23 protein-coding genes are annotated in these 22,940 nt (G+C 30.8%); 22 read left to right on the forward strand and 1 reads right to left on the reverse strand.

The annotated features are described in order from the left end of the window. The first annotated feature begins 69 nt into the window (after positions 1–69). The 18 genes from hemW to ASC44_RS11040 all read left to right on the forward strand — a co-directional run bounded on the left by hemW (position 70) and on the right by ASC44_RS11040 (position 17,277). Entirely contained in the window at positions 70–1,200 is a 1,131-nt protein-coding gene (gene hemW, locus ASC44_RS10950; protein WP_055447637.1) for a radical SAM family heme chaperone HemW, read from the forward strand. Positions 1,201–1,202: 2 nt separating this feature from the next. Continuing rightward, positions 1,203–1,670, forward strand: a complete 468-nt coding sequence (locus ASC44_RS10955; RefSeq protein ID WP_055447638.1) for a hypothetical protein — start codon at positions 1,203–1,205, stop codon at positions 1,668–1,670. A gap of 10 nt (positions 1,671–1,680) precedes the next feature. Next, the gene (locus ASC44_RS10960) at positions 1,681–2,427 is read left to right on the forward strand and encodes a cyclase family protein (RefSeq protein ID WP_055447639.1); all 747 of its coding nucleotides are present in this window, start codon (positions 1,681–1,683) and stop codon (positions 2,425–2,427) included. A 1-nt stretch (position 2,428) separates the two neighbouring features. Continuing rightward, positions 2,429–3,040, forward strand: coding sequence for a DUF4230 domain-containing protein (locus tag ASC44_RS10965; RefSeq protein WP_055447640.1), 612 nt, complete (start codon positions 2,429–2,431; stop codon positions 3,038–3,040). 302 nt (positions 3,041–3,342) lie between these two features. After that, entirely contained in the window at positions 3,343–3,708 is a 366-nt protein-coding gene (locus ASC44_RS10970) for an MmcQ/YjbR family DNA-binding protein (protein WP_055447641.1), read from the forward strand. 123 nt (positions 3,709–3,831) lie between these two features. Then, positions 3,832–4,113 carry a hypothetical protein gene (locus ASC44_RS10975; RefSeq protein ID WP_055447642.1) on the forward strand — a complete coding sequence of 94 codons (282 nt, stop codon included), beginning with the start codon at positions 3,832–3,834 and terminating at the stop codon, positions 4,111–4,113. Positions 4,114–4,241: 128 nt separating this feature from the next. Then, a complete protein-coding gene (locus ASC44_RS10980; protein ID WP_055447643.1) occupies positions 4,242–4,655 on the forward strand; it encodes a response regulator in 414 nt (137 codons plus the stop codon). Between the two features lie 3 nt (positions 4,656–4,658). Beyond that, positions 4,659–5,198, forward strand: coding sequence for a heme NO-binding domain-containing protein (locus ASC44_RS10985; RefSeq protein WP_055447644.1), 540 nt, complete (start codon positions 4,659–4,661; stop codon positions 5,196–5,198). Beyond that, positions 5,198–7,156: a PAS domain-containing sensor histidine kinase gene (locus tag ASC44_RS10990; protein ID WP_055447645.1), complete on the forward strand. Its 1,959-nt coding sequence runs from the start codon at positions 5,198–5,200 to the stop codon at positions 7,154–7,156. The genes ASC44_RS10985 and ASC44_RS10990 overlap by 1 nt, the downstream gene beginning before the upstream one ends. 2 nt (positions 7,157–7,158) lie before the next feature. Continuing rightward, a complete protein-coding gene (locus ASC44_RS10995; protein WP_055447646.1) occupies positions 7,159–8,292 on the forward strand; it encodes an FIST signal transduction protein in 1,134 nt (377 codons plus the stop codon). Beyond that, a complete protein-coding gene (locus ASC44_RS11000) occupies positions 8,292–9,356 on the forward strand; it encodes a sensor histidine kinase (protein WP_055447647.1) in 1,065 nt (354 codons plus the stop codon). Before ASC44_RS10995 ends, ASC44_RS11000 begins: the two co-directional genes overlap by 1 nt. Beyond that, positions 9,343–9,660: a hypothetical protein gene (locus ASC44_RS11005; protein WP_055447648.1), complete on the forward strand. Its 318-nt coding sequence runs from the start codon at positions 9,343–9,345 to the stop codon at positions 9,658–9,660. Before ASC44_RS11000 ends, ASC44_RS11005 begins: the two co-directional genes overlap by 14 nt. Positions 9,661–9,669: 9 nt before the next feature. After that, entirely contained in the window at positions 9,670–10,383 is a 714-nt protein-coding gene (locus ASC44_RS11010) for a LytR/AlgR family response regulator transcription factor (protein ID WP_055447649.1), read from the forward strand. A gap of 419 nt (positions 10,384–10,802) precedes the next feature. Beyond that, the gene (locus ASC44_RS11015) at positions 10,803–11,294 is read left to right on the forward strand and encodes a CAP domain-containing protein (protein WP_055447650.1); all 492 of its coding nucleotides are present in this window, start codon (positions 10,803–10,805) and stop codon (positions 11,292–11,294) included. Between the two features lie 123 nt (positions 11,295–11,417). Next, positions 11,418–14,027, forward strand: coding sequence for a DUF6923 family protein (locus tag ASC44_RS11020; RefSeq protein ID WP_055447651.1), 2,610 nt, complete (start codon positions 11,418–11,420; stop codon positions 14,025–14,027). Positions 14,028–14,412: 385 nt separating this feature from the next. Then, positions 14,413–15,195, forward strand: coding sequence for a hypothetical protein (locus ASC44_RS11025; protein ID WP_055447652.1), 783 nt, complete (start codon positions 14,413–14,415; stop codon positions 15,193–15,195). Between the two features lie 714 nt (positions 15,196–15,909). Further along, positions 15,910–16,467: a TlpA family protein disulfide reductase gene (locus ASC44_RS11035; protein ID WP_241491428.1), complete on the forward strand. Its 558-nt coding sequence runs from the start codon at positions 15,910–15,912 to the stop codon at positions 16,465–16,467. Positions 16,468–16,473: 6 nt separating this feature from the next. Then, complete coding sequence (locus ASC44_RS11040) at positions 16,474–17,277, forward strand: redoxin domain-containing protein (protein WP_055447654.1); 804 nt, start codon at positions 16,474–16,476, stop codon at positions 17,275–17,277. A gap of 81 nt (positions 17,278–17,358) precedes the next feature. On the opposite strand, the gene ASC44_RS11045 is transcribed toward ASC44_RS11040, so the two are convergent. Further along, positions 17,359–19,419 carry a tetratricopeptide repeat protein gene (locus ASC44_RS11045; RefSeq protein ID WP_055447655.1) on the reverse strand — a complete coding sequence of 687 codons (2,061 nt, stop codon included), beginning with the start codon at positions 19,417–19,419 and terminating at the stop codon, positions 17,359–17,361. 152 nt (positions 19,420–19,571) lie between these two features. On the opposite strand from ASC44_RS11045, the gene ASC44_RS11050 reads away from it, so the two are divergent. The 4 genes from ASC44_RS11050 to ASC44_RS11065 all read left to right on the forward strand — a co-directional run bounded on the left by ASC44_RS11050 (position 19,572) and on the right by ASC44_RS11065 (position 22,918). Then, on the forward strand, positions 19,572–19,850 hold the full coding sequence (locus ASC44_RS11050) for an STAS domain-containing protein (RefSeq protein WP_161805018.1): 279 nt from the start codon (positions 19,572–19,574) through the stop codon (positions 19,848–19,850). 35 nt (positions 19,851–19,885) lie between these two features. Continuing rightward, on the forward strand, positions 19,886–20,164 hold the full coding sequence (locus ASC44_RS11055) for a hypothetical protein (RefSeq protein ID WP_055447657.1): 279 nt from the start codon (positions 19,886–19,888) through the stop codon (positions 20,162–20,164). Positions 20,165–20,192: 28 nt separating this feature from the next. Next, on the forward strand, positions 20,193–21,437 hold the full coding sequence (locus ASC44_RS11060) for an oligosaccharide flippase family protein (protein WP_055447658.1): 1,245 nt from the start codon (positions 20,193–20,195) through the stop codon (positions 21,435–21,437). A 245-nt stretch (positions 21,438–21,682) separates the two neighbouring features. Beyond that, positions 21,683–22,918 (forward strand): glycosyltransferase, encoded by a 1,236-nt coding sequence (locus ASC44_RS11065; RefSeq protein WP_055447659.1) that lies wholly within the window; start codon positions 21,683–21,685, stop codon positions 22,916–22,918. Positions 22,919–22,940 lie beyond the last annotated feature (22 nt).

Genomic DNA, 22,940 nt, shown 5'->3' on the forward strand with positions numbered 1-22,940 from the left:
CAAATTAAACGAAAATAAATTTAAGTCTAGTTACAACTTGAAAACTGCGACTACGACTGAAAACTAACGATGTCCGGAATATACATACACATACCATTCTGCAAGCAAGCTTGCCATTACTGTAACTTTCATTTTTCGACATCATTGAAAAAGAAGGAAGAAATGATTGATGCGCTTATTTCAGAAGTTGAAATGAGAAAAAACGACTTTAAAAATGTAACCGTAGAAACTATCTATTTTGGAGGCGGAACACCTTCATTGTTGTCTTCAGAAGAAATAAAAAAAATAATAGATTCGGTTTACAAAAATTATAAAGTTTCAGACACACCAGAAATTACTTTAGAAGCCAATCCAGACGATTTAACTAATAGTCGCATAATTGAAATATCTAAAAGTCCAGTAAACCGACTGTCAATAGGTATTCAATCTTTTTTAGAAAAAGATTTAAAACTCATGAATCGTGCACATAACACTTCCGAAGCACATTCGTGTTTAGAAGAAGCTGTCAAGCATTTCGATAATATTTCGCTCGATTTAATTTATGGTATTCCAGGCACTACTAGCCAAGAATGGATAGAGAATATTGATACGGCTTTAAGTTTTGGCGTTAAACACATTTCTAGTTATGCATTAGTGGTAGAGCCTAAAACGGCTTTAAAATCCTTTATAGATAAAGGTGTTATTAAAAATACTCCTGACGAATTAGTAGAAGAGCAATTTCATATTTTAGTAGAGAAGTTAGAAGCTAATAATTATGAGCATTACGAGTTGTCAAGCTTTGGTAAAGCTGGTTATTTTAGCAGGAACAATACTGCGTATTGGCAAGGTAAACATTACATTGGTATTGGTCCATCTGCACATTCTTTTAACGGGAAACAGCGTGGTTGGAACGTAGAGAATAATACAAAGTATATAAAAGCGATACAAAATAATGAGTTGCCAATAGAGATGGAAACCTTATCGCTAAACGATCAGTATAACGAGTATATTATGATAAGTTTAAGGATGGCTTGGGGAGTTTCAATTAAAAAAGTACGTGAAGATTTTGGCATTACTTTTGAAAGTTATTTATTGAAACATTCGCAAAAGCACATAAACGAACATTTGTTGTATATTGAGGATGAAACGCTAAAAGTGACCAAAAACAGCAAATTCTTGAGTGATGGAATTGCTAGTGATTTGTTTAAAATTGATTTATAAAAATGAATAAAAGAACCTTTACAAGATTAGTATTTTTAATTTTTATTTCTATTATAGCCTTTAATTGTGGTTCAGACGATGATGGAGATAACGATACAACTATTATTAATAAAGCAAAAATAATTGGCGTTTGGTATAAAGTTGGCCAATGCCAGGAACAGAACAATTACACGTTTAATACAAACCTGGACTATGAACTTTTAGATTCGGGAAATATAACGTGTAGCGATAATGAGTTTAACACTTTTAAATACACAGGTAATTATAATATTATTAATAATGAGTTGTTTTTTAACCAAGAAACAGACGAGATTATTATACAAGGTACTACTTTAACAACTCAAGATTTTGAAGCCAATTCATCAACAGAACATATAATAGAAACCTTAAACGATGCCAATTTAACAATAAAAACAACTGTTACGTCAGATATGGGTATAACGACCTATAGCAACAGTTTCGAAAGATAATAAAGATTAAATGCTAGCAACAATACAAATAAAATCAAGAAAAATTAAAATAGATTTATCTAAACCATTAGATATTTCTATGCCTTTACGTGCCTCTATTAAAAATGCAAATGCATGGTATGTAGATGCTCCAAAAATAGAACCCGTAGTTATAGATAACTGGATAGCTAGTGTAAAAGAAGGAGCAGCTATTAATTTTAATAATATCTCTTTTAATCCACATGCTCATGGTACGCATACAGAAAGTGTTGGGCATATTACAGAGAAGTTTTATAGCATAAATAAATGCTTAAAGCGTTTTATGTTTACAGCCGAAGTAATTACTGTAGCACCAGAAGTTGTTGGAGAAGATAAAGTGATATCTAAAAAACAAATTCAATATTTACTAAAAAGGAAATCTCCAGAAGCATTGGTTATTCGTACAATGCCAAATACAAAAGATAAAAAATCGAGACAGTATTCGCATACTAATTGGCCTTATTTAACAGAGGAAGCTGCTCAATTTTTAAAAGAAAAAGGCATCTTACATTTGCTAATAGATTTGCCAAGTATAGATAAGGAAAAAGACGAGGGAAAACTATTGGCACACAAAGCCTTTTGGGATGTTAGTGGAGAAATAAGAACCAATGCTACAATTACAGAGTTAATTTATGTACCCAATAAAGTAGAGGATGGTAGTTATATTTTAAACCTACAAATTGCACCTATAGAGAACGATGCGACACCTAGCAAACCTGTTTTATACAAGATAGAATAATATGGAAATAATTTTTGGAATCATATTTGGAGGTTTGTCAGCTTTAGGTGTGTCTACATATGTTAAACACATTCAAGGCAAAAAGTTAGCGCAAACACAATCTGTTATCCTTTTAGATAAGATTAAAAAGGTATGTAAAATTATAAGTGTTGAAGGTGATTTTGCAGAAATCTACCATTACGAAGATGTAAAAGAACGATTTTTAAAACTCGTGTCGAGTAGAAAAAAAGCGTTAGTAATTATAGATGCAAAAGCACATGTTGGTTTCGATTTATCTAAAATAGCTATGGATGCTAATCCGGAAACTAAAATGGTAACTTTAAAACATTTTCCGCAAGCGGAAATACTTTCAATAGAAACAAATTTAAAGTATTACGATAAGCAAGATGGGATGTTTAATAAGTTTCAGGCTAACGATTTAACAGACTTGCATAACGAAGCCAAACTTCATATTCGAGAAAAAGTACCGCAAAGCGGCTTGTTTCAAATTGCACAAAAAGAAGCGCTAGATTCAATATTAATTATAGAGGGAATTGTGCAAACCATTGGTTGGAAACTCGATTACACTGCATTAGAGGTGGGAAATACCGTAAAGAAAGAAATTAACAATTAGTTAATATTGAATTATGTTTTATTATGTGTATTTTAGCGGTGTTAATAACACTTAATCGAATATATTTTTGTAGTGCTATGATAATGTTATAGTTAGTTGTTATTAATATAGTTTTATTGTTATAATAATTAAACCCAGCTATTATGAACAAATTTTTACAATACATTAATGAGGTTTTAGAAAGTTTAGATATACATACCAGTATAAGATCTAATTCTAATCCCCGAAAATCTTCATCTAGAACACAATCAAAAAATAACCATTTAGAAGAAAATTAATTCTTTTTCTTATAAATTTATGTCATGAATATCGAACAAGTTAGAGCGTATTGTCTTAGTAAACCGCTAGCAGAAGAAACCTTTCCGTTCGATCAAAACACATTAGTATTTAAAGTAGCCGGAAAAATGTTTGCTCTAGCTCCTTTAAATAAATGGGAAGAAGGTTCGGCTTCATTAAACCTAAAAGCAGATCCAGACTATTCATTAGAACTAAGAGCTCAATACGAAAGTATAGAGCCAGGATTTCACATGAGTAAAAAGCATTGGAATTCTGTTTACATCTACAAAGGCGAATTACAACCTAAGTTTATTTTGGAATTAATAGACCATTCTTATGCTATGGTTGTAAAAGGAATGACCAAGAAAAGACGTCAGGAAATACAGTTGTAAAAACTACTGGTCGATAGATAATGGCTATTTAACGACACAATAATTTGGATAGAAAGAATTTTAATAAATAAGAGAGTGTATAAATTTAATTTCGTGGTATAATTAATTTTAGCCCTCGATAATATGAATTTTTTTAAGAACACTATTTTTTCAATACTATTAAAAAAGAATACCACCGTTGTAGAAAAAAGAAAGAGCCTTGAGACTGAGCTAGAAAAGAAGGAAGAACATTGTAAATATCTACATGATAATTTAAAACAATTAGAGTTTATTTCTTGTTTTGAAATGTATTTGGATGGTAGAAAAGAAAATAGTTATTCTTTAAGTTTTCTTCAAGAGCTAAACGCAGTTAAAGATAGAGCAGAATTAAATACTCTTGAGGCTATAGCGTTTTTTAAAACTTAAAAAAAAACATTTCCATTCGTCGACACTTAAGCGTTATTCGTCGACACTTAAATCGTTCTAAACGAAATTTAAAATTTAAAATTATCAATTACGATAGCTTTGTAATTATTAAAACAAAAACCCTCGTAATGGTGAAAAAACTTAAAATACTTCTTATAGAAGACGATATGATAGAGATCATGAAATTGAATAGAACAATTTCAAGACTGAAACTAGATCACACTATAGTTGAGGCTAATAATGGAGAAGAAGCATTAGAAGTTTTAGAGCAAAAAGATAATCTGCCAGATATTATTTTGTTAGATTTAAATATGCCCAAAATAAATGGTATTGAGTTTTTAAAAATTTTAAAAGCCGACGACGTTTTAAAATACATTCCAACAATTATTTTATCGACATCTAATAATAAAAAAGATTTGTTAGAATGTTACAAAACAGGAGTCGCTGGTTATGTAATAAAACCATTAAAGTATGAAGATTATGTTAGTAAAATTGAAAAATTATTAGCATATTGGAGTGTCAATGAATTAATTGTAGTTTAAAGTATGAAAGGAATAGTTTTTACAGAATTTTTAGAGTTAGTAGAAGATAAGTTTGGTCTTGAAATGGTCGATAATATTATAACCAGTTCTACTTTAGAATCTGAAGGTGTTTATACCTCTGTAGGAACTTATAGTTTTTCAGAAATGTTACAACTATTAGGGCATTTAAGTGAAAACACCGGTATTTCTATAGATAATTTATTATTAGTTTATGCAGAGCACTTTTTTAGTGTTATAGAAAAAAGTTATCCTGGACTTTTAGCAACTTATAAAGATCCTATTGAAATGATTTCTTCAATAGAAAATCACATACATGTAGAGGTCAGGAAAATATATCCAGATGCTGAGCTTCCAACTTTTGAAGTTGTAGAAAAGACAAAAAATTCTTTAATAATGATTTATACATCTAGTCGAGCAATGCATCACTTTGGTTTAGGATTAATGAATAAAACATTTGAGCATTTTAATTCAACGGCTAAAATAGAATTGCAAAAAATTAAAGAAGATGGAACGGAAGTTAGATTTGTTATTCATAAAAATTAATGAGTGTAAACCAAACGGAAATATTAGAACGTGCTTTAAAAAGAGAAAAGGCGGCAAGAAAAGCTGCTGAGAAAATTCTTGAAGAAAAATCAAGAGAACTCTATTTAACCTCCCAAAGACTAGAGGAGCTATTAGACGAGAAATCTTCGCAACTAGAAGGTATTTTCGAAAACATTTTAGATGCCTATGTTGTTATAGATTTAAAAGGCGATTTTATAAAATTTAATGAAGCTGCTACTAAACTTTTTGGATACGATATAACTCGAGATAAAATTAATGTAACACACCTTATACACAAAGAAGACTATCAATATGCGATGTCTTCTTTTTTAGATTTACAGACTAAAGGTTTTTTTAAAGATTATGAAGCCCGAGTTTACACCAAGTCTAAGGAAGTAAAATGGGTACATATTAATGGAAGTATTGTATTTGATAAAAACAAAAAGCCAATTGCCGCACAAGGAATTGTTAGGGATATAACAGCACAAAAAGCATCTGCTGAAAAACTAATAGAGTCAGAAAATAGATTAGCATCTCTTATTGTTAATTTAGACAGTGGTATTGTTTTAGAAGACGAAAATAGAAATATAGTACTCACAAATAATAAGTTCTGTGAGCTTTTTGGTATAGATGCAAACCCTAAAGATTTAGTTGGTATGGACTGTGTTGCTGCTTCAGAGCGTAACAAAGTTTTGTTTAAAGATCCAGAAGGATTTTTAAATAGAATGCGCGCTATAGATTTAGAAAAGAAAGTGGTTATTGGTGACGAACTAGAGATGGTAGATGGTAAAATTCTAGAGCGTAATTATATGCCAATAATAATTGGAGAGAAGTCTAAAGGGTTTTTATGGACCTTTACCGATGTTACTTTAAAACGTACCTATAGAAAGAGTCTTGAGGCACAGAAGCAAAAATATTATAATATTATTGCGAATATGAATTTAGGAATGGTAGAGTTAAATAATAACGACCAAATCCTAATGGTAAACCAGAGTTTTGAGGAAATGTCTGGTTATACTGAGGCTGAAGTTATAGGAAAGAATGCAAGAACACTTTTTTCGTCTAAAGAAGGTGCTGGGTTATTAAAAGAAGAAAGGGAGAAGCGTAAAAAAGGTGAATCAAATTCTTATGAGTTTGAAGCCATTTGTAAAAAAGGAAAGAGAAGATATTGGTTGGTAAGTGGAGCTCCAAATTATAATTTAGATGGTGAAATAATTGGTTCTATTGGAATACATTTAGATGTAACAGAAACTAAAAATCTAGAATTTCAAAAAGAAAAATTATTAGAAAAACTTGAAAAAAGTAACGACGAGTTACAAGAGTACGCGCATATCGTTTCTCATGATTTAAAATCGCCATTACGCAGTATCGATGCTTTAGTTAGCTGGTTAAAAGAAGATAATAAAGGAAAGTTAGATGCTGTAAGTCTTCAAAATTTCGGTCTTATTGAAACTACTTTAGAGAAGATGGAACAATTAATTACAGATGTATTAAATTATTCTAGTGTAGGTGCAGAAACATCAAAAAAAGAAGATGTAGACATAGAAACTATGTTTAATGACTTAATAAAAATATTATATATTCCAGAGCACATTATTATAAAAAAATGCAATGTTTTACCTGTTATAAAAGGCGATAAAACAAAATTACAGCAAGTGTTTCAAAACCTAATTAGTAATTCGGTTAAGTTTATAGATAAGGACGATGGAAATATTATAATAGATGTAGAAGATTTAAAAAGCCATTATAAATTTTCAATACAAGATAATGGTATTGGTATTGATAAAAAGTATCACGATAAAATATTTAAAATTTTTCATTCTTTAAAGAAAAGTAAAGATTCTTCAGGAATAGGTTTGTCTATTGTTAAAAAGATTGTCAATTTACATGAAGGAGAAATTTGGTTAGATAGTGAACCCAATGTAGGTACCACCTTTTATTTCACATTAAAAAAATAAAAATGAAAACAGTACAGCTAGTAAAACATAAAAATAAAAATTGGGAGTATGTTACTAAAAATAAAGAGATAAAAGAACCTTTAGTTTTAGTGTTTGGTAATAGATTTATGTTAGAAGAGCCTACTGTTTATGCAGAAGTTAAGCAGTTTTTTCCAGATGGACATATCGTTTTCGCTTCTTCATGTGCCGAAATTTCATCTAATACTGTAAACCAAGATAGTATTACAATTACAGCAATAGAATTTGAAAAAAGTAAGTTTGTAATTAAAACTAGTAATATTTTAAATACAGATTTAGATAGTTTTAAAACAGGAAAAAACCTTATTGAACAATTACCACAAGACGGACTAAAATATGTGTTTGTAGTTTCGGAAGGTAGTTTTATTAATGGTAGCCAACTTACCAAAGGAATGAATAATTCAACAGAAAACAATTTATTAATAACTGGTGGCTTATGTGGTGACGATGCTCGTTTTGAAAAAACACTAGCATCTTACAACGAAAACCCTAAAGAAGGAGAGTTAGTTGCTATTGGTTTTTATGGCGATACACTCGAAATATCTTTTTCAATACATGGTGGATGGACACCTTTTGGGCCTGAACGTATTGTAACAAAATCTGAAAACAACATACTTTATGAGTTAGATGGGCAACCAGCTTTAGATTTGTATAAAAAATACTTAGGAGACAAAGCAAAAGACCTTCCTGGTGCAGCTTTGTTATATCCTTTAAACGTTACATCTATAGACGAAAAGCAATCTATTGTAAGATCTATTTTAAATATAAATGAAGAAGAAAATACTGTAATATTAGCAGGAGATATTAAGCAAAACTCTAAAGTACAGCTCATGATGACTAATGTCGATAATATTGCAAATGCATCAGAACGTGCAGCAAGGCAAGCGTTAGAATATAGAAAAAACAAGCCGGAATTAGCAATTTTAGTAAGTTGTATAGGTAGAAAATTAGTTCTAGATCAACGTGTTGAAGAAGAAATAGAGGAGGTTATAGAGGTCTTAGGTGCAGATACTGTAACGAGTGGCTTTTATTCCTATGGTGAAATAGCGCCTTTTCATGGAGAAGTAGCATGCCAACTACACAACCAAACAATGACGATAACGCTAATGAGTGAATAATGAATTCATTATTAAAAAGACAACTACGCAAATTTTTAAGCGAAGAATTAAAAGAAAATAAAGAGTTAGCTGTATTTCTTAACGCTGTAGATAGTTCTTACAACAATTTTGAGGAACAATCAACAATGATTCAAAGAGCTATGGCTATTAGTTCAGACGAGTTATATGCTGCAAACAGAAAATTACAAAACGAAGCAGAAGAACAAAAAAAAGTTATCGATAAGTTAAAAAGCGTTATTAATACTTTAAAGTTTTATAATTTAAAAGAAGATGAGAAATTAGAAGACGTTGAGTTAACAGGTTCGGGTTTAGTAGATTTTATAGATAGCCAAACCAAGGAAATTGTTGAGGTTAATAAACAAAAACAATCTATGTTAAATGAGTTAGCGCATCAAAATCAGGAACTTAGTGATTATGCACACATGGTGTCTCATGATTTAAAATCACCATTACGCAGTATAGATGCTTTAACTACTTGGCTATCTGAAGACTATAAGGATGCTTTTGACGATGACGGAAAAAACACACTAAGTCTCATTAGAGATAATGTAGAAAAAATGGATACTTTAATTAATGGTATCTTAGAGTATTCAACCATTGGAAAAGACCAAGTAGAAATTTATAATGTTGATGTAAACGGTTTAATTGAAAATATATTAAATAGCATGCATATTCCCAAAAATATTAGCATTACAAAAATAAATTTGCCAATTATAAAAGGAGATAAATATAGGTTGCAACAATTGTTTCAAAACTTAATTAGCAATGCTATAAAATATAATAATAAAGAAAAAGGCACTATAGAGATAGTTGCCCAAGACCAACAAGAATATTGGCAATTTTATATACGCGATAATGGAAAAGGTATTGAGGAAACTTATTTTAATAAAATTTTTAAAACATTTATAAAGTTAGAAAACAGCCCAGAATCTACAGGTATAGGTCTATCTATTGTTAAAAAAATTGTAGAATTATATGAAGGTAAAATATGGCTTGAATCTCAAGTAAATATAGGAACTACTTTTTATTTCACCTTAAAAAAAAATCGTGATGGAACAACCTAACCAAAGTTATATTAACAACCTTTCGGGAGGAGATGAGGTTTTTAAACAAAAATTAATTGAAATTATTAAAATGGAGTTCCCAGAGGAGAAACAAATCTATTTTGATAATTACAACGCTAAAAAATTTAAGTTAACAGCAGGCAACGTGCATAAACTTAAACATAAAATTAGTATTTTAGGCCTTGAAAAAGGGTATGAAATCGCTGTAAATTACGAGAAGAACTTAGAAGAAGGGAAAACCGAAGGTAAAGACCAATTTGAAGCGATACTTAGCAACATAACAAAATATCTAGAGACACTTTAAATATAGCCTATGAATTGCATTATTATTGATGATGAAGCTACTGCTAGAATGATTATAACACAGTTATGCTCAAAGCTTCCAAGTCTTAACGTTTTAGAAGAATTTCCTAATGCAATGCAAGCCATAAAGTATTTAAATCAAAACGAAGTAGATTTAATATTTTTAGACATACATATGCCGGATTTTACAGGTTTCGATTTTATTGAAACGCTTAAAAATCCACCAAAAATAATCTTAACAACATCAGATCCTAACTTTGCTATTCAAGCGTTTGAGTACGATTGTATTGTAGATTATTTAGTAAAACCAATAACGCAAGAGCGTTTTGATAAAGCCATACAAAAGGCAGAGTCTAAACAAAATAAGCCAAGTGAAACGGTTTCGAAAGGTGAAAAGGTAGAAGCTACTTCTGGTAACGATTTATATGTAAATATAGATAGGCGCTTAATTAAAATAGATATCCCAAGTATTTATTTAGTAGAAGCAAAAGGCGATTATATTCAAGTTAAAACAGAAGATAAAAACTACACAGTACATTCTACATTAAAAAAAATAGCAGACAAGCTACCAGATAGTTTGTTTTTGAAAGTACACAGGTCTTATATTATCAACGTTCAAAAAATTATAGATATAGAAGATAATAGTGTTTTAATTAAAAAAGATGTGATTCCTGTAAGTAGATCTAACAGGCCAGAATTAATGAAACGTCTAAACTTACTATAAGCATGTATTTCGACGGTTATTTAAGGCGTTAATCTTAAAGTTGTTTTAGAAGACGTTGTAAAAAACATAATAACTCTTAATCAAATTACCTTTGAAGTATAATCACTTAGGGATGATTGATTAATAGTAAAAAAAAGACAGGAATTAATTTTTCTGTCTTTTTTTTATGCAATAATAATTAGAGCGCTCTTTTTTAAATCTTAAATAATAGAGTGCTTTAGTTGTCGATACTTGGTCTATTATAACGATGAAAAGTTGCTTTTGTATTATTAATTTGCATTTAGTCGTTAAAAAACGCAAATAAATCGGTTTAACTGCCTTGTTTAACCATTCGTCTACATTTAAAAGGCGCCTAATCGAAAAAGAAAAAAATCTAGAGTCTTTCAAATTAATTTTGTCATCAAATAACACCAACCACGATGAGAAAATTAGTTTTAGTAGCCGTTTTATTTAGTACGTTTTTAATGTCTTGTTCAGTAGAAGAGGATAATAATATTCCAGAAGAGTACAATTCTAATAATACAACAGCAGAATACACGCAACTAGATTATGAAATAGCAGAACTTATTAATACTTACAGAATTTCTCAAGGTCTTAATGCCTTAAATATTTTAAACGAAGCTTCTAATGAGGCCTCTACACATAATCAATACATGGTTAATAAAGGTGTAACAAGTCATGATTATTTTTATTTAAGATCACAAAATTTAGAAACAGCAGTTAATGCTATAAATGTCTCAGAAAATGTAGGTTATGGCTTTACTAAAGCAACGTCTGTAGTTAATGCCTGGAAAAACAGTGAAGCGCATAGATTAAATATGGTAAACCCAGATTTTACAGATTTTGGAATCTCTACAAAACAAGATGCTAATGGTAAAAACTACTTTACTAACATCTTTGTTAAAAGATAAGGTAAAATCGTTTGTCTACAGGAAATGACCATTCGTCTACACTAAAATTACAGTAATCGAAAAACACATTTTAAGACCAGTTTCTAAAGTAAATTTGTCTTGTAAATAAGAAATAAGCATAATATGATAACAAAAATGCACACCGTTAAAAATCAAATAGTAACAATAGTAATATTACTTTTTGGTTTTACAAGTCAAGCTCAAAATAATCCTTTTAATTGCGATTTTAGTGCCTATTTATTTCAATATAACGATGTATACGCAATAGATCTTGCATCTGGTAATTCTTACCTTGCAGCTTCAGATATTACAGCAGGTAATATAAACGCAACGGCTTATAATCCTGCAGACGGTTATATTTGGGGATATTTAAGTACACCTTCTAGAACGATTGTAAGAATTGGTGACGATTTTCAAACAACAAGCTTTACGCTTCCAGAATTAACTACTGGTAATAAATACGTAGGCGATATTAGTCCAAACGGTATTTATTATTTTAAAGCAGGAGGAACAACTTATTATAAAGTAGATTTAAATCCAGATTCTGCAACTTACACGCAATACTTATCTACAGAAACATTATCTCAAAATATAAGCATTCACGATTGGGCTTTTAATGCCGTAGATGGTAACTTATATGCAGTAGCAAAAGGTACTAATATTTTATATCGTATTAATCCAAACACAAGTGTTGTAGAGGCTTTAGGTCCAGTTCCAATTCTATCAGGACTTAATTATACTTATGGTGCCGTTTATTTTGATGCTTCAGGTCGTTTTTATGTGTCTGCAAACCAAACAGGAACGATTTATGTTATTCAAAATGTGCAAGACTTAACGGCAACATCTATTATGGACTCTAATTTATTTGCTTTCGGCCCATCAAGTGCTAGTAACGATGGAGCACGTTGCCCAACAGCTCCTGTAGCACAAGAAATTTGCGATAATGGTATAGATGACGATGGTGATGGGTTAATAGATTGCGAAGATCCTTCATGTTCAGGTTTTGGTACCTGTGCTGTAATCGCGCCACCTTCTACAGCTAATGATGGCGGTTTAGAAAGCAACGGAAGATTATCTGATGCCATTAACAAACGTAATTATAACCGTGCTAAACATAGTTATAAGTTTAACCAAAAAACAGCAAAACGTGTCACTAGAGATACTAGTAATGCTGCAAACAAAACATCATTTACAGGTTTTCAATTACAAGATTTTGTGCCATTAACAACCATTAACGAGGATTATGCAATAGACTCTACACCACAAGATTTACTAAACATAACAAATGCAACAGAAGTGTACTCTGTAGATTACATGCAAAACGATGCATCAATTGCTTCTGTATTAGCTTTAAAAACAGAAAACGGTGTCTATGAACACACAAAGTATATTTGCGACAGATTATTAGGTGCAGAACTAATTACAGTTTCTACTATTAGTATTAACGACCAGCCTTTTATAAAATCGATTATTAAAAATGCCGATGGTTCTTTTGAATACGTACTAAGTCTTTCGGCTAAAGTAGAAAATAACGACACTAATTTTGCTATAGAAAGCCACTGGAATTTAGATTTGTACCAAGAGAATGTAACCTTCTATAATTTTCAAATTTGGTCAGATTCTATAGACGATTTATACCTTTTAGCAGAAGAAGTTTTAAATCTTTTAAATGCCGAAAAAACAATATCTGGTTACCAATTATCTACACCACCAACAGTATTTGTAAGAAAAGGAAAATATAATAATGGCGCTTTAGATCTTCAAATTATAAACACCAATGCAACCAATGTTGTTAATTTCGATTCGGGATACAGAGTAACAGAAACTAGCGATTTTAATTACACAACATCTACACTTAACTTAAACCAAAATTACATTACAAATATTACAGTGCCAACAGGGCATTTATTTGATGTTGGTTTTAGAATAGGAGATGGCATTAATACACCAGACGATTTATTTATGTCTGATGGTCCTTGGGGAGTCGATGATTCTCAAGACAGTACAACAGTAAATAACTATACTATTGAAGCCAACACAAACACATTTGAAACCGAAGATTTTCCTGTAGAAAGAAATCTAACACTTAATGCAACAACAAGCACTTATTTTGCAGCTTACAGAGCGTTAACACCACGTTTTAAAGCTGTAGATTTAGCAGCGTATAACAACCTTAAATTAAAAGCAAACGGAACAGGAGATTTAGAGATTACACTAGTAAAACAAAGCCTAACCAATTGGGACGAGCAATACAAGGCAACAATAGCTTTAACAGAAACAAATCAAGAATATGTTATAGCATTTCAAGATTTTACATCGTCTCTAGGAACCGCATTAAATGCTAACGATATTGTAACCATGGTATTTACAATGGTAAGTAAAAATGGAACAAGTATAACACACGAAATGCAATTGCAAGATGTACGTTTCTCTAAAGGTAATACATTGTCTGTTAATGCTTTTGAAACGGAAACAGCAACAAACTCACTAGCAGTGTTTCCAAATCCAATGTTAAATAACGCAAACATACACTATACGGCTAACCAAAGCGAAACAGTAAACTTAATTATCTACAATCAATTAGGTAAAATGGTTTACCAGACAACAGCAAAGGCACAACCTGGTAAAAACCAAATAGCAATAAGTAAACAAAATCTTAGTACTGGATTATACATTTGTAAATTATCGAGTACACAAACACATTACAGTCCCTTGAAGTTACTAGTAAAGTAATACTTTTATTTAGTTTTTTTTGATTGATAGCGTAGAAACCTAGGGTTTATAATAGCAATTTAATATTGGTTTCTACTAATGGGCAAAAGAGTAATCTTTTGTCCATTTTTTTGTTTTAATGTGAATTGTTAATAGGAAGAAACCTATCTGTTATTTACAAGAGACATCTAAGTTCTTATTAAATGACTAAATAATTTCTTGAATTTTATCTAAAATGACCAAAGCAATTGCACCTTGTTAAAAACTTTTAATAGCAATTACGGGAAACCTCAATATTTGCGAATTTTTAAATAGTACATTTATGGTATTAGTTTTCTGGATGATAAGAATTTGTTCTTTTTGTCCGGAGTTAGCATTCATTAAAAAAACCAATCATTAATATTAAATGTACAAAAGAGAAATAGAAGACCTTAAAAGTAGTATAGCATCGGCACGTCAAGCTATAAAAAGTACCAGAGAAAATATGGCTCGACAGAGAACTAATAAAGCTCCAAAACATTATCAAGAATCTGGAAAAAGAAATATTGAGAATCAAAAAAAAATAATAGAAGGATACAATAAGGAAATTGCTAATTATAGAGAAAAGAAAAAAAAGATGGGGAAAGCTACAGATTCGTTTAAGCGTGAAATCGGAAAAAATACTGGAAAATGGGTCAGTAATAAAGTATTTGGAGACGGACATTCTACACCACATAGAGTTGACGTTAATCGAACAGAAGGTCAATACAAAAGCGAAAACAAGGAAAGCCTATTAAGCAAAGGAAAAGATTTTTTTTCTGATGTTTACGAGGAAGATTTAGAAGAAAAAGAACAAATTAAAAAATTCAATTCAAAAAAAGAAGATGTAATTGCTACCTATATTCCAAATAACGCAGACGAAATAATGAATTTTGTTAATTTAATGTTATCTACCATTAAATCAAACGGATGGAAAGCAGGAAATAATGAAGAGCATATTAATTTACTTTCTGACGCTTGTTTGACAAAATTAGAACAATGCGTCATTAAGTTAAAGTCAATGAATGAAATACATCAAGCCGAATATGTTGATACAGAGATTATTAAACTAAAAAAGAAAAAGAAATTTCAAAAATATGCTTTGTGGGTTGGAATAGTACTATTCTTTCTTGTTGGATTTATACTTTATAAATTAGAAATTCTAAAATAACGAAATGCTAACACCGTATATAATTTATTGCTCGCTTCTCGCCCACTTACGAAATTCCTCGCGGACTTTCTTGGTCAGTAATTATTTACTAAATTAGTTGCTTGAAACACGCAACAAACCATATACAACAACGTTTTAGGTAATTTGAGAAATGACGAAAAAAAGCAAAACGTATCATTTAAGAAATAAAGAAAAGAGAGATTCTCGAATTAAAGAAACTCTGAACTTTATACTCGAAAAAAACTACGGAAGTCTATTGAATAATCAAAAATGGTTTCGAATTTTTGAATGGATTGAACAGAACAATTTTGAATTTGAATTAAAAACTTTGCTTACGTCTGATATAAAAAAAGTTAACGACATTTTTGAACTTGAACATAATTCTATTCTAATTGACTACTCTGGCAATTTTATCGAGTTCTTGGAATTGGAGAAACTAATTCTGAATAGTACGTCGGAATTAAAAACTGAATTGAAAAAACTGAATATTGAATTCTATGAGGAATTGAACACTATAATTATAGAGGGTTATCGGAAATAAAAACACCCTACAACAATAATTACGGTTTTGTACTTTTGTTACGTCTGATTTTCCTTCAGAAAAACCTCGCATACAAGCCCGCAACTATTCTTATACAACAACGTTCAAAAAATAATAATCCCTATTAAACCTTTTCTATTTTTCAAAGTCTAATAAAAATAAACCAATAGATTTTGAGAAACACTATCATTTCAAAACAAAAGATAAAGCAGTTATTTTACACACTATTAGTAGTGTGTTTTTTTGTGAGTTGTAACAATACAAAAACAGAAGAAGTTTCTGTAGCAAGTAAAACAGTAACGACTATTAACGATAGTATTCCTGTTTATAATTTTGAAGACATTGAACCTCTACTATATACAAATACCAACAAAACATACATTGTTAATTTTTGGGCCATGTGGTGCGCACCATGTGTAAAAGAGTTGCCATATATTAAAGCCTATTCAGATGCACATCCAGAGGTTGAGGTTTTATTAGTAAGTATGGACTTTCCTAAAGACAAAGAAACAAAGCTAAAACCTTTTTTAAAGCAAAAAAACATAACCAATAAAGTGGTGGTTTTAGACGATGCAGATTCCAACACTTGGATCGATAAAATAGATCCTAATTGGTCTGGAGCCATACCATATACAATCATTTTTAATAATAAAAAACGTGCATTTTACGAGCGTTCTTTTGAAAGTGCAGAAGACTTAGAAGCCGAAATAAATAAAACAATTAACAAATAATTTAAGATGAAAAGAATAAGAGTAGTATTTGCTTTGATTGCGGTTTTGGCAATCGTATTAGTGTCTTGCAAAGACAAAGAAAGCAATAAAAAAGAGACCGCTTTAGAGCATGCAGAACGTGGCGACCATAAACATGGGCCAGATGGAGAGCATCCACCAAGAGATGGAAAAGGAAAACACCATGAAGGAGACCGAAAAGGACCACCACATGGAGGCGATAGAAAAGGACCACCAAGCGGAGGAGGACCAGAGCAAACAAAAACATTAGAAGAAATTGGAGGTTATAAAATTGGTGAAGTCGCTACAGATTTTAATCTTAAAAATGTAGATGGTGCAATGGTATCTTTAGCAAGTATAGATAATGCTAAAGGCTATATTGTAACATTTACGTGTAACGAATGTCCTTTTGCAAAATTATACGAAGACCGTTTAATCGAATTGCATAACGCCTATGCACCACAAGGTTACTCTGTAATAGCTATTAACCCAAATAGCCCAGAAAACGAAAAGGAAGGTTATGCAGCAATGCAAGCTAGAGCAAAAGAAAAAGGATTCCCTTTTGCTTACTTAGTAGACGAAGGACAAAAAATCTATCCACAATATGGAGCAGTAAGAACGCCACACGTATTCTTATTAGATAAAGATAGAAAAGTACAATACATTGGCGCAATAGACGATAATTCTAAAGCTCCAGAAGATGTAAAAACAAAGTATGTTGAAGATGCCATTAAAGCATTAGAAGCTGGTAAGAAGCCAAGTCTTACTATTACTAAAGCTATAGGTTGCCCAATTAAGGCAAGTAAAGCATAATTGATAGCCAAGTATTTTATACTTAAAAAACACAAGTGTAATGCTTGTGTTTTTTTATGCTTTTTTTTAATGTTACTACTGTTAGTCTCTAAAAACAGGTTTGTCGAATAATAGCCATTTAAAACGTAAGCCTATTTCATTAAAAGTAAATCCAGCTGCGGTTGCAGAGGCTATATTACTTCGCGTAGCAAATAAATTTGCCAAACAACGGTCGTTAAATTTATAACCTAATTTACCTTGAAAACGATAAGTGCTTTGGCTACTGTCATCATCTATAAATTGTAATCCTGTTGCAGCTGTTAGTTCGTAAAACCATTCTTTAGGTTTTGTAACCGCTTCATCTTTAATAATATTTGCAAATACTTCTGCTGCATTAAAGGTTTCTGGAGAAAAATAAATGGTTGGGACTTGGTTTTTAAAAGTAATGTATTGGTAATTTACACCTGCTTTAAGTGATGGTTTTGGTAAAATATTATAGTACAAAGAAGTAAACAGGAGGTTTCTTGCATTATCATCACTCTGTTTAGTATAAAAATATTGTGTAAACCAACCTAAATTAAAATTGGTGTTTAAGCTGTAATTAGCGTAAAAATTATCTTGCACGATTTCACGATCTAATAATTCGGCATTAAAACTTTGTAATTCGCGTTTGTAACCAACAGTTAAATCCTGTAGTTTAAAGGGCTTAATGTTAAAAGAAACGTCTGTTAAAAACTGTGTGTAATCGTTAGTCGTTGCTTTTGCTGAGGTTAATCCAGCGGTACCTTTAAACGTTAGATTAGGCAATAATTGGTAAGATAAACCTAAACTAAAATCGTTTGAGGTTGCATCGTTATTAGTCACAGGATTTGTTGTGCTTCTGTAATTATAGCTTGCTAAGGCTTTAAATTTTGTAGAAAACGGAAACTCTAAATTATTATTAAATGCAAATGCTTCATTGTCACCATTATCAAAAGTATACGATGTTTTTCCTTCGTAAGTAGGTGTAAATGTATTGTCTAGATTTTTTATAAAGTTAGTTGCATCCTTTTGGTTGGCGTAAAATTTTAAAGTGTTTTCGGCAGACTTATAAGCAGCATCATATTTTCCTATAGCTTTAAGAGCATTTGCGTTTCCTAAGTTACCATCAAACGATGTGCTGTCATTTACTAAAATTTTATTGTAATCTGTAACACTCTTTTTAAAGTCGCTTTTATAAATATTTAGCGTTGCACGTAAAGCTAAAACCCAATTGTCGTTAGGTTTTGTTTCAATTAATTTTGCAATAAGTGTATCTGCAGCTTTGTATTTTTTATTCCAAATTAAAGCTTGTGCATAACGCTCTGTCGTTTGTTGTGTAAGTGTTGCGCCTGTATTTTTATTTAAACTGTTATAAGCTTCGGTGCTTAAGTTGAGTGCGTCTTTTTCTTTTCCTTTTAAGTGAGATACTAAAGCTAAACCGTTTAATGCTGTGATTTTGTTTTCAGGATTTTCTATTAAAATGTTATAAGTGGCTTTAGCATCGTCATATCTATTTGCAATTAAATATAAGTTAGCTAAATTTAATAAAGTGTCTTTGTCGTTATTAAAAAGCGTTAGATTTTGTTTTAATAATGCTTCAGCTTCGTCATACTGTTGTGCTTGTTGCTTTTGGTAAGCATAACCTAAATACATGTATTTTTTTGAGGTTAATGCATTTGGGTTTCCTGGTAAAACGTCTAAAGCTTTATCGACATATTTTAATGCGTCTTCGTATTCTTTTAAATTAGATAATGTATTGGCATAACTTAATAATGCTGGGAAACTTTTAGGGTCTTCATTTATTAAACCTTTAAAGTAAGTTTTAGCTTTAGGGAAATTGCTATTCCATAATAAAGACTCACCGTAATTTAATTTTACTTCAAAATCATCTGGATGATCTGCTAGTAGGTTTGTAAATAAAGTATTTGCTGCTTCAGGTTTTCCGTTTAAGCCTATAGCGCGACCATAACATAGTCTTGCAGTTTTATTATTTGGGTACTCTTTTAGTATTGTTTTAAAAAACGTTTCCGCTTTAGCATACTTACCAGTTTCTAAATAAGTAAAGCCTTCTTGCATGTCTTGAGCGTAGCTAAAGACAACAGTTAATAATAAGGTTAGTAGGAGTATCGATTTGAGTTTCATGTTCTAGTTTTTATTCATTTGCAAGTTAAGCAATCATATTCAATCATTCGTCTACAGCAATGGTCCACTCGTCGAAATTCATCAGTCTCTCAGAGGTTTGTGTTGCACCTTTGTATCAGAAATTAAACAGAAACAAATTAAAAATAACAATTATGGCACTTACAATATTAAGAAACAATAACACTTTTACAGTAGAAGGAAAAATAAACACGAGTACAGTAGGCAGTTTTAAAGCACATTTTAATATTACACTTAATACTTTAAAAAACTTAACAATAGATATTAGTAAGGTTACCGAAATTGATGTTAATGGCGTTGAAGCTATTAAGTCTATTTATAATAATGCAAAATCTTGGAACAAACCATTTGCAATAGTTGGTAACGGTTGTAAAGAAATTTACGAAGAACTATTAACGCAAAACGTAGCATAATTAAAGATAGAACTTAACCTAATTAAACAATAACTATGGCACTTACAATTACACAACAAGACACAACTATTTCTTTAGAAGGAACATTAAATGTTTTAACAGTAAATAGCTTAAAAGCACATTATGATTTTATTAAAAGCCCTTTTAAAAGCTTTACAATTGATATTGATAATGTATGCGAAATTGATGCTTCAGCATTATTTACTTTAAAAGAAATGTATAGAACTGCAGCTTTGTCTTTAAATCCATTTTTTATAGTTGGAAAAAGAAGTGAAGAGGTTTATGAAGATTTTCAATTCTCGAACATAGCCTAATTAAATAACACCAAACACACCAAATAAGATGCACGCTTTATCTATTTTAAAAAAGAAAACAATCTCTCCAGAGCAATTATTTATGCTAAGCGTATTAGCTGTAAATGGAGGGAACTATTTGTACAATCTTATTTTAGGTCGTGTTTTAGGTCCAGCACAATTTGCAGATGCTGCAGTATTAATCACTTTTTTATTGGTACTATCTTTTGTTGCCATGACGTTTCAATTGGTAACTGCAAAATTCTCGGTTATTTTTGAAAACGAAACTTTTACAAACTTTGTCTCTAAAATTTATAAAAATGCAACTATTGTAGGTTTAGGATTAGGTGCTTTAATTATTGTATTTGCAAAACAATTACAAGCCGTTTTTAATACATCGTCTTCTAGTATGTTTACCATTTTTGGCATTGGTGTGCCTTTATATTTTTTAATGAGTGTAAACAGAGGTGTGTTTCAAGGTAAAAAAGAATTTAAATGGTTATCGATAACATATCAAGCCGAAATGTTAAGTCGTTTAATAATTACTTTAGGTTTAATATTCTTGTTTAATATTCAATCTTCGGTTGTTATTGCCATTGGTATTTTAATCTCTTTTGGTTTTGGTTTAGTGCCTTTTAAAATAAAAAATTTAAACTTTAAAAAGACAATTGCTATTGAAGCAACTAAAGCGAAACAGGTTAAAAACTTTTTTATCATCACTGCGTTTTACGAGTTAACACAAATTATTATTAACAATAGTGACATCTTATTAGTAAAACATTATTTCGATGCTTACGATGCTGGATTATATGCTTCATTAGCCTTAATAGGCCGCATAGTATACTTCGTAGCTTGGATGTTTGTAATGTTATTATTACCAACAGTAGTACAACTTAAAAAAGAAGGGAAAGCAACTGCTCCAATATTATTTAAATATGTTGGTTACATTGCTACAATTGCAACTGCAATAGTAATTGGTTGTGCTTTGTTTCCCGAAACAGCAATTACACTATTATTTGGAAAAAGTTATTTAACAATGGCGCCTTTATTATGGAAATACGCGTTAGCAACTGGTTTGTTTGCCATATCAAACATATTTGCTTACTACTACTTATCGTTAGACAGATATATTCCTGTAGTAATTTCAGGAGTTTTCGGGATGCTTCAAATGGTATTAGTAGTCTTTTTTCACGACAGTTTAGAGCAGGTAGTACACATGCAAATTATAGCAATGTCTTTACTACTGTTTATACAAATGATCTTCTTCGCTTTCGATTCTAAATTGAAAAAATAGGACTTAAAAACAAATTTATTTTATTAGTCTAAAATATAGGAAAAGGCTGTGGTTTTATACTGCAGCTTTTTCTGTTTTACATCTATAATTCAACTATCGGTAAATGGTAAATCTACACCTTCATTCCATTCGTCGATAGCAACTTGCAACCCAACTAAAGTTGACCATTTTACTGCCTTTTATAACGCAAATTTGTAGTGTAATTAACAAACAACATATTAACAAACACTTTAAAACTATACATTATGAAACTAGCAATCGTAACCGCATATCCACCAAGTAAAGTAACATTAAACGAATATGCTTACCATTTAGTAAAGCACTTTAGACAAAAAGAAAGTGTTACTGAAATAGTGTTGCTTACAGATAAAACGGAAGGAGCAAAAGATATTGCTTTTACAGAAGACGGTTGTAAAATTACAGTAAAAGAATGTTGGGAATTTAATAGCTACAAAAACATAATAAATGTTACTAAAGCTATTAATAACACACAACCAGATTCAGTATTATTTAACTTACAATTCATGAAATTTGGAGACAAAAAAGTAGCAGCAGCTTTAGGCTTAATGTTACCATTAGTTTGCAAATTAAAAAAGATACCAAACATTGTCTTATTGCATAATATTTTAGAAGAAGTAGATTTAGGATCAGCAGGATTTACAAGTAACAAATTAATGCAAAAGTTATATGGTTTTATAGGAACCAGCTTAACTAAATTAATATTACAAGCAGATACGGTTGCAGTAACCATGCAAAAGTATGTTGACGTTTTAGAGAAAAAATACAATGCTAAAAATGTAACATTAATTCCGCATGGTACTTTTGAAATCTCAGAAGAGAAACCTGAATACAGTATTCCTCAAGGACCTATACAAGTGATGACTTTTGGAAAATTTGGAACCTACAAAAAAGTAGAGGCTATGATTGAAGCTGTAGAAAAAGTAAGAGCAACAACAGGTTTAGATCTAGAAGTTGTAATTGCAGGAACAGATAATCCAAATGTACCAGGTTATTTAGCAAAAGTACAAGAAGACTATAAGCATGTATCACAAGTACGTTTTACAGGTTATGTAGAAGAACACGAAGTACCAACTTTATTTAAAGAAAGTGCGGTTGTTGTTTTTCCTTATACCTCTACAACAGGAAGCTCTGGAGTATTACACCAAGCAGGAAGTTATGGTAAAGCAGTAGTGATGCCAGATTTAGGAGATCTTGCTTTATTAGTAAAAGACGAAGGTTATAAAGGTGAGTTTTTCGAGCCAACATCTGTAGAAAGTTTAGCAGCTGCAATAGAAGCTATTGTAACAAACGAAGCGCATAGAGTTGCTTTAGGAAAAGCTAATTACGAAGCTGCAACAGCATATCCAATGGAGAAAATAGCAAACATGTATTTAAGTAGTTTTAATAGAATTATCACTAAAAAGAATACAAGAACAACAACTCAAGACACAGTTATACTACAACCTACAATAACAGAATAACAGAATTAAACACTGCCTTTTT

This window comes from Lacinutrix mariniflava (assembly GCF_001418015.1).
GTDB lineage: Bacteria > Bacteroidota > Bacteroidia > Flavobacteriales > Flavobacteriaceae > Lacinutrix > Lacinutrix mariniflava.

What these genes read in the sequence shown, in the direction of transcription:
- hemW (WP_055447637.1), top strand. Translation starts at nt 70, where the DNA reads ATGTCCGGAATATACATACACATACCATTCTGCAAGCAAGCTTGCCAT.
- ASC44_RS10955 (WP_055447638.1), top strand. Translation starts at nt 1,203, where the DNA reads ATGAATAAAAGAACCTTTACAAGATTAGTATTTTTAATTTTTATTTCT.
- ASC44_RS10960 (WP_055447639.1), top strand. Translation starts at nt 1,681, where the DNA reads ATGCTAGCAACAATACAAATAAAATCAAGAAAAATTAAAATAGATTTA.
- ASC44_RS10965 (WP_055447640.1), top strand. Translation starts at nt 2,429, where the DNA reads ATGGAAATAATTTTTGGAATCATATTTGGAGGTTTGTCAGCTTTAGGT.
- ASC44_RS10970 (WP_055447641.1), top strand. Translation starts at nt 3,343, where the DNA reads ATGAATATCGAACAAGTTAGAGCGTATTGTCTTAGTAAACCGCTAGCA.
- ASC44_RS10975 (WP_055447642.1), top strand. Translation starts at nt 3,832, where the DNA reads ATGAATTTTTTTAAGAACACTATTTTTTCAATACTATTAAAAAAGAAT.
- ASC44_RS10980 (WP_055447643.1), top strand. Translation starts at nt 4,242, where the DNA reads ATGGTGAAAAAACTTAAAATACTTCTTATAGAAGACGATATGATAGAG.
- ASC44_RS10985 (WP_055447644.1), top strand. Translation starts at nt 4,659, where the DNA reads ATGAAAGGAATAGTTTTTACAGAATTTTTAGAGTTAGTAGAAGATAAG.
- ASC44_RS10990 (WP_055447645.1), top strand. Translation starts at nt 5,198, where the DNA reads ATGAGTGTAAACCAAACGGAAATATTAGAACGTGCTTTAAAAAGAGAA.
- ASC44_RS10995 (WP_055447646.1), top strand. Translation starts at nt 7,159, where the DNA reads ATGAAAACAGTACAGCTAGTAAAACATAAAAATAAAAATTGGGAGTAT.
- ASC44_RS11000 (WP_055447647.1), top strand. Translation starts at nt 8,292, where the DNA reads ATGAATTCATTATTAAAAAGACAACTACGCAAATTTTTAAGCGAAGAA.
- ASC44_RS11005 (WP_055447648.1), top strand. Translation starts at nt 9,343, where the DNA reads ATGGAACAACCTAACCAAAGTTATATTAACAACCTTTCGGGAGGAGAT.
- ASC44_RS11010 (WP_055447649.1), top strand. Translation starts at nt 9,670, where the DNA reads ATGAATTGCATTATTATTGATGATGAAGCTACTGCTAGAATGATTATA.
- ASC44_RS11015 (WP_055447650.1), top strand. Translation starts at nt 10,803, where the DNA reads ATGAGAAAATTAGTTTTAGTAGCCGTTTTATTTAGTACGTTTTTAATG.
- ASC44_RS11020 (WP_055447651.1), top strand. Translation starts at nt 11,418, where the DNA reads ATGATAACAAAAATGCACACCGTTAAAAATCAAATAGTAACAATAGTA.
- ASC44_RS11025 (WP_055447652.1), top strand. Translation starts at nt 14,413, where the DNA reads ATGTACAAAAGAGAAATAGAAGACCTTAAAAGTAGTATAGCATCGGCA.
- ASC44_RS11040 (WP_055447654.1), top strand. Translation starts at nt 16,474, where the DNA reads ATGAAAAGAATAAGAGTAGTATTTGCTTTGATTGCGGTTTTGGCAATC.
- ASC44_RS11045 (WP_055447655.1), bottom strand. Translation starts at nt 19,419, where the DNA reads ATGAAACTCAAATCGATACTCCTACTAACCTTATTATTAACTGTTGTC.
- ASC44_RS11050 (WP_161805018.1), top strand. Translation starts at nt 19,572, where the DNA reads ATGGCACTTACAATATTAAGAAACAATAACACTTTTACAGTAGAAGGA.
- ASC44_RS11055 (WP_055447657.1), top strand. Translation starts at nt 19,886, where the DNA reads ATGGCACTTACAATTACACAACAAGACACAACTATTTCTTTAGAAGGA.
- ASC44_RS11060 (WP_055447658.1), top strand. Translation starts at nt 20,193, where the DNA reads ATGCACGCTTTATCTATTTTAAAAAAGAAAACAATCTCTCCAGAGCAA.
- ASC44_RS11065 (WP_055447659.1), top strand. Translation starts at nt 21,683, where the DNA reads ATGAAACTAGCAATCGTAACCGCATATCCACCAAGTAAAGTAACATTA.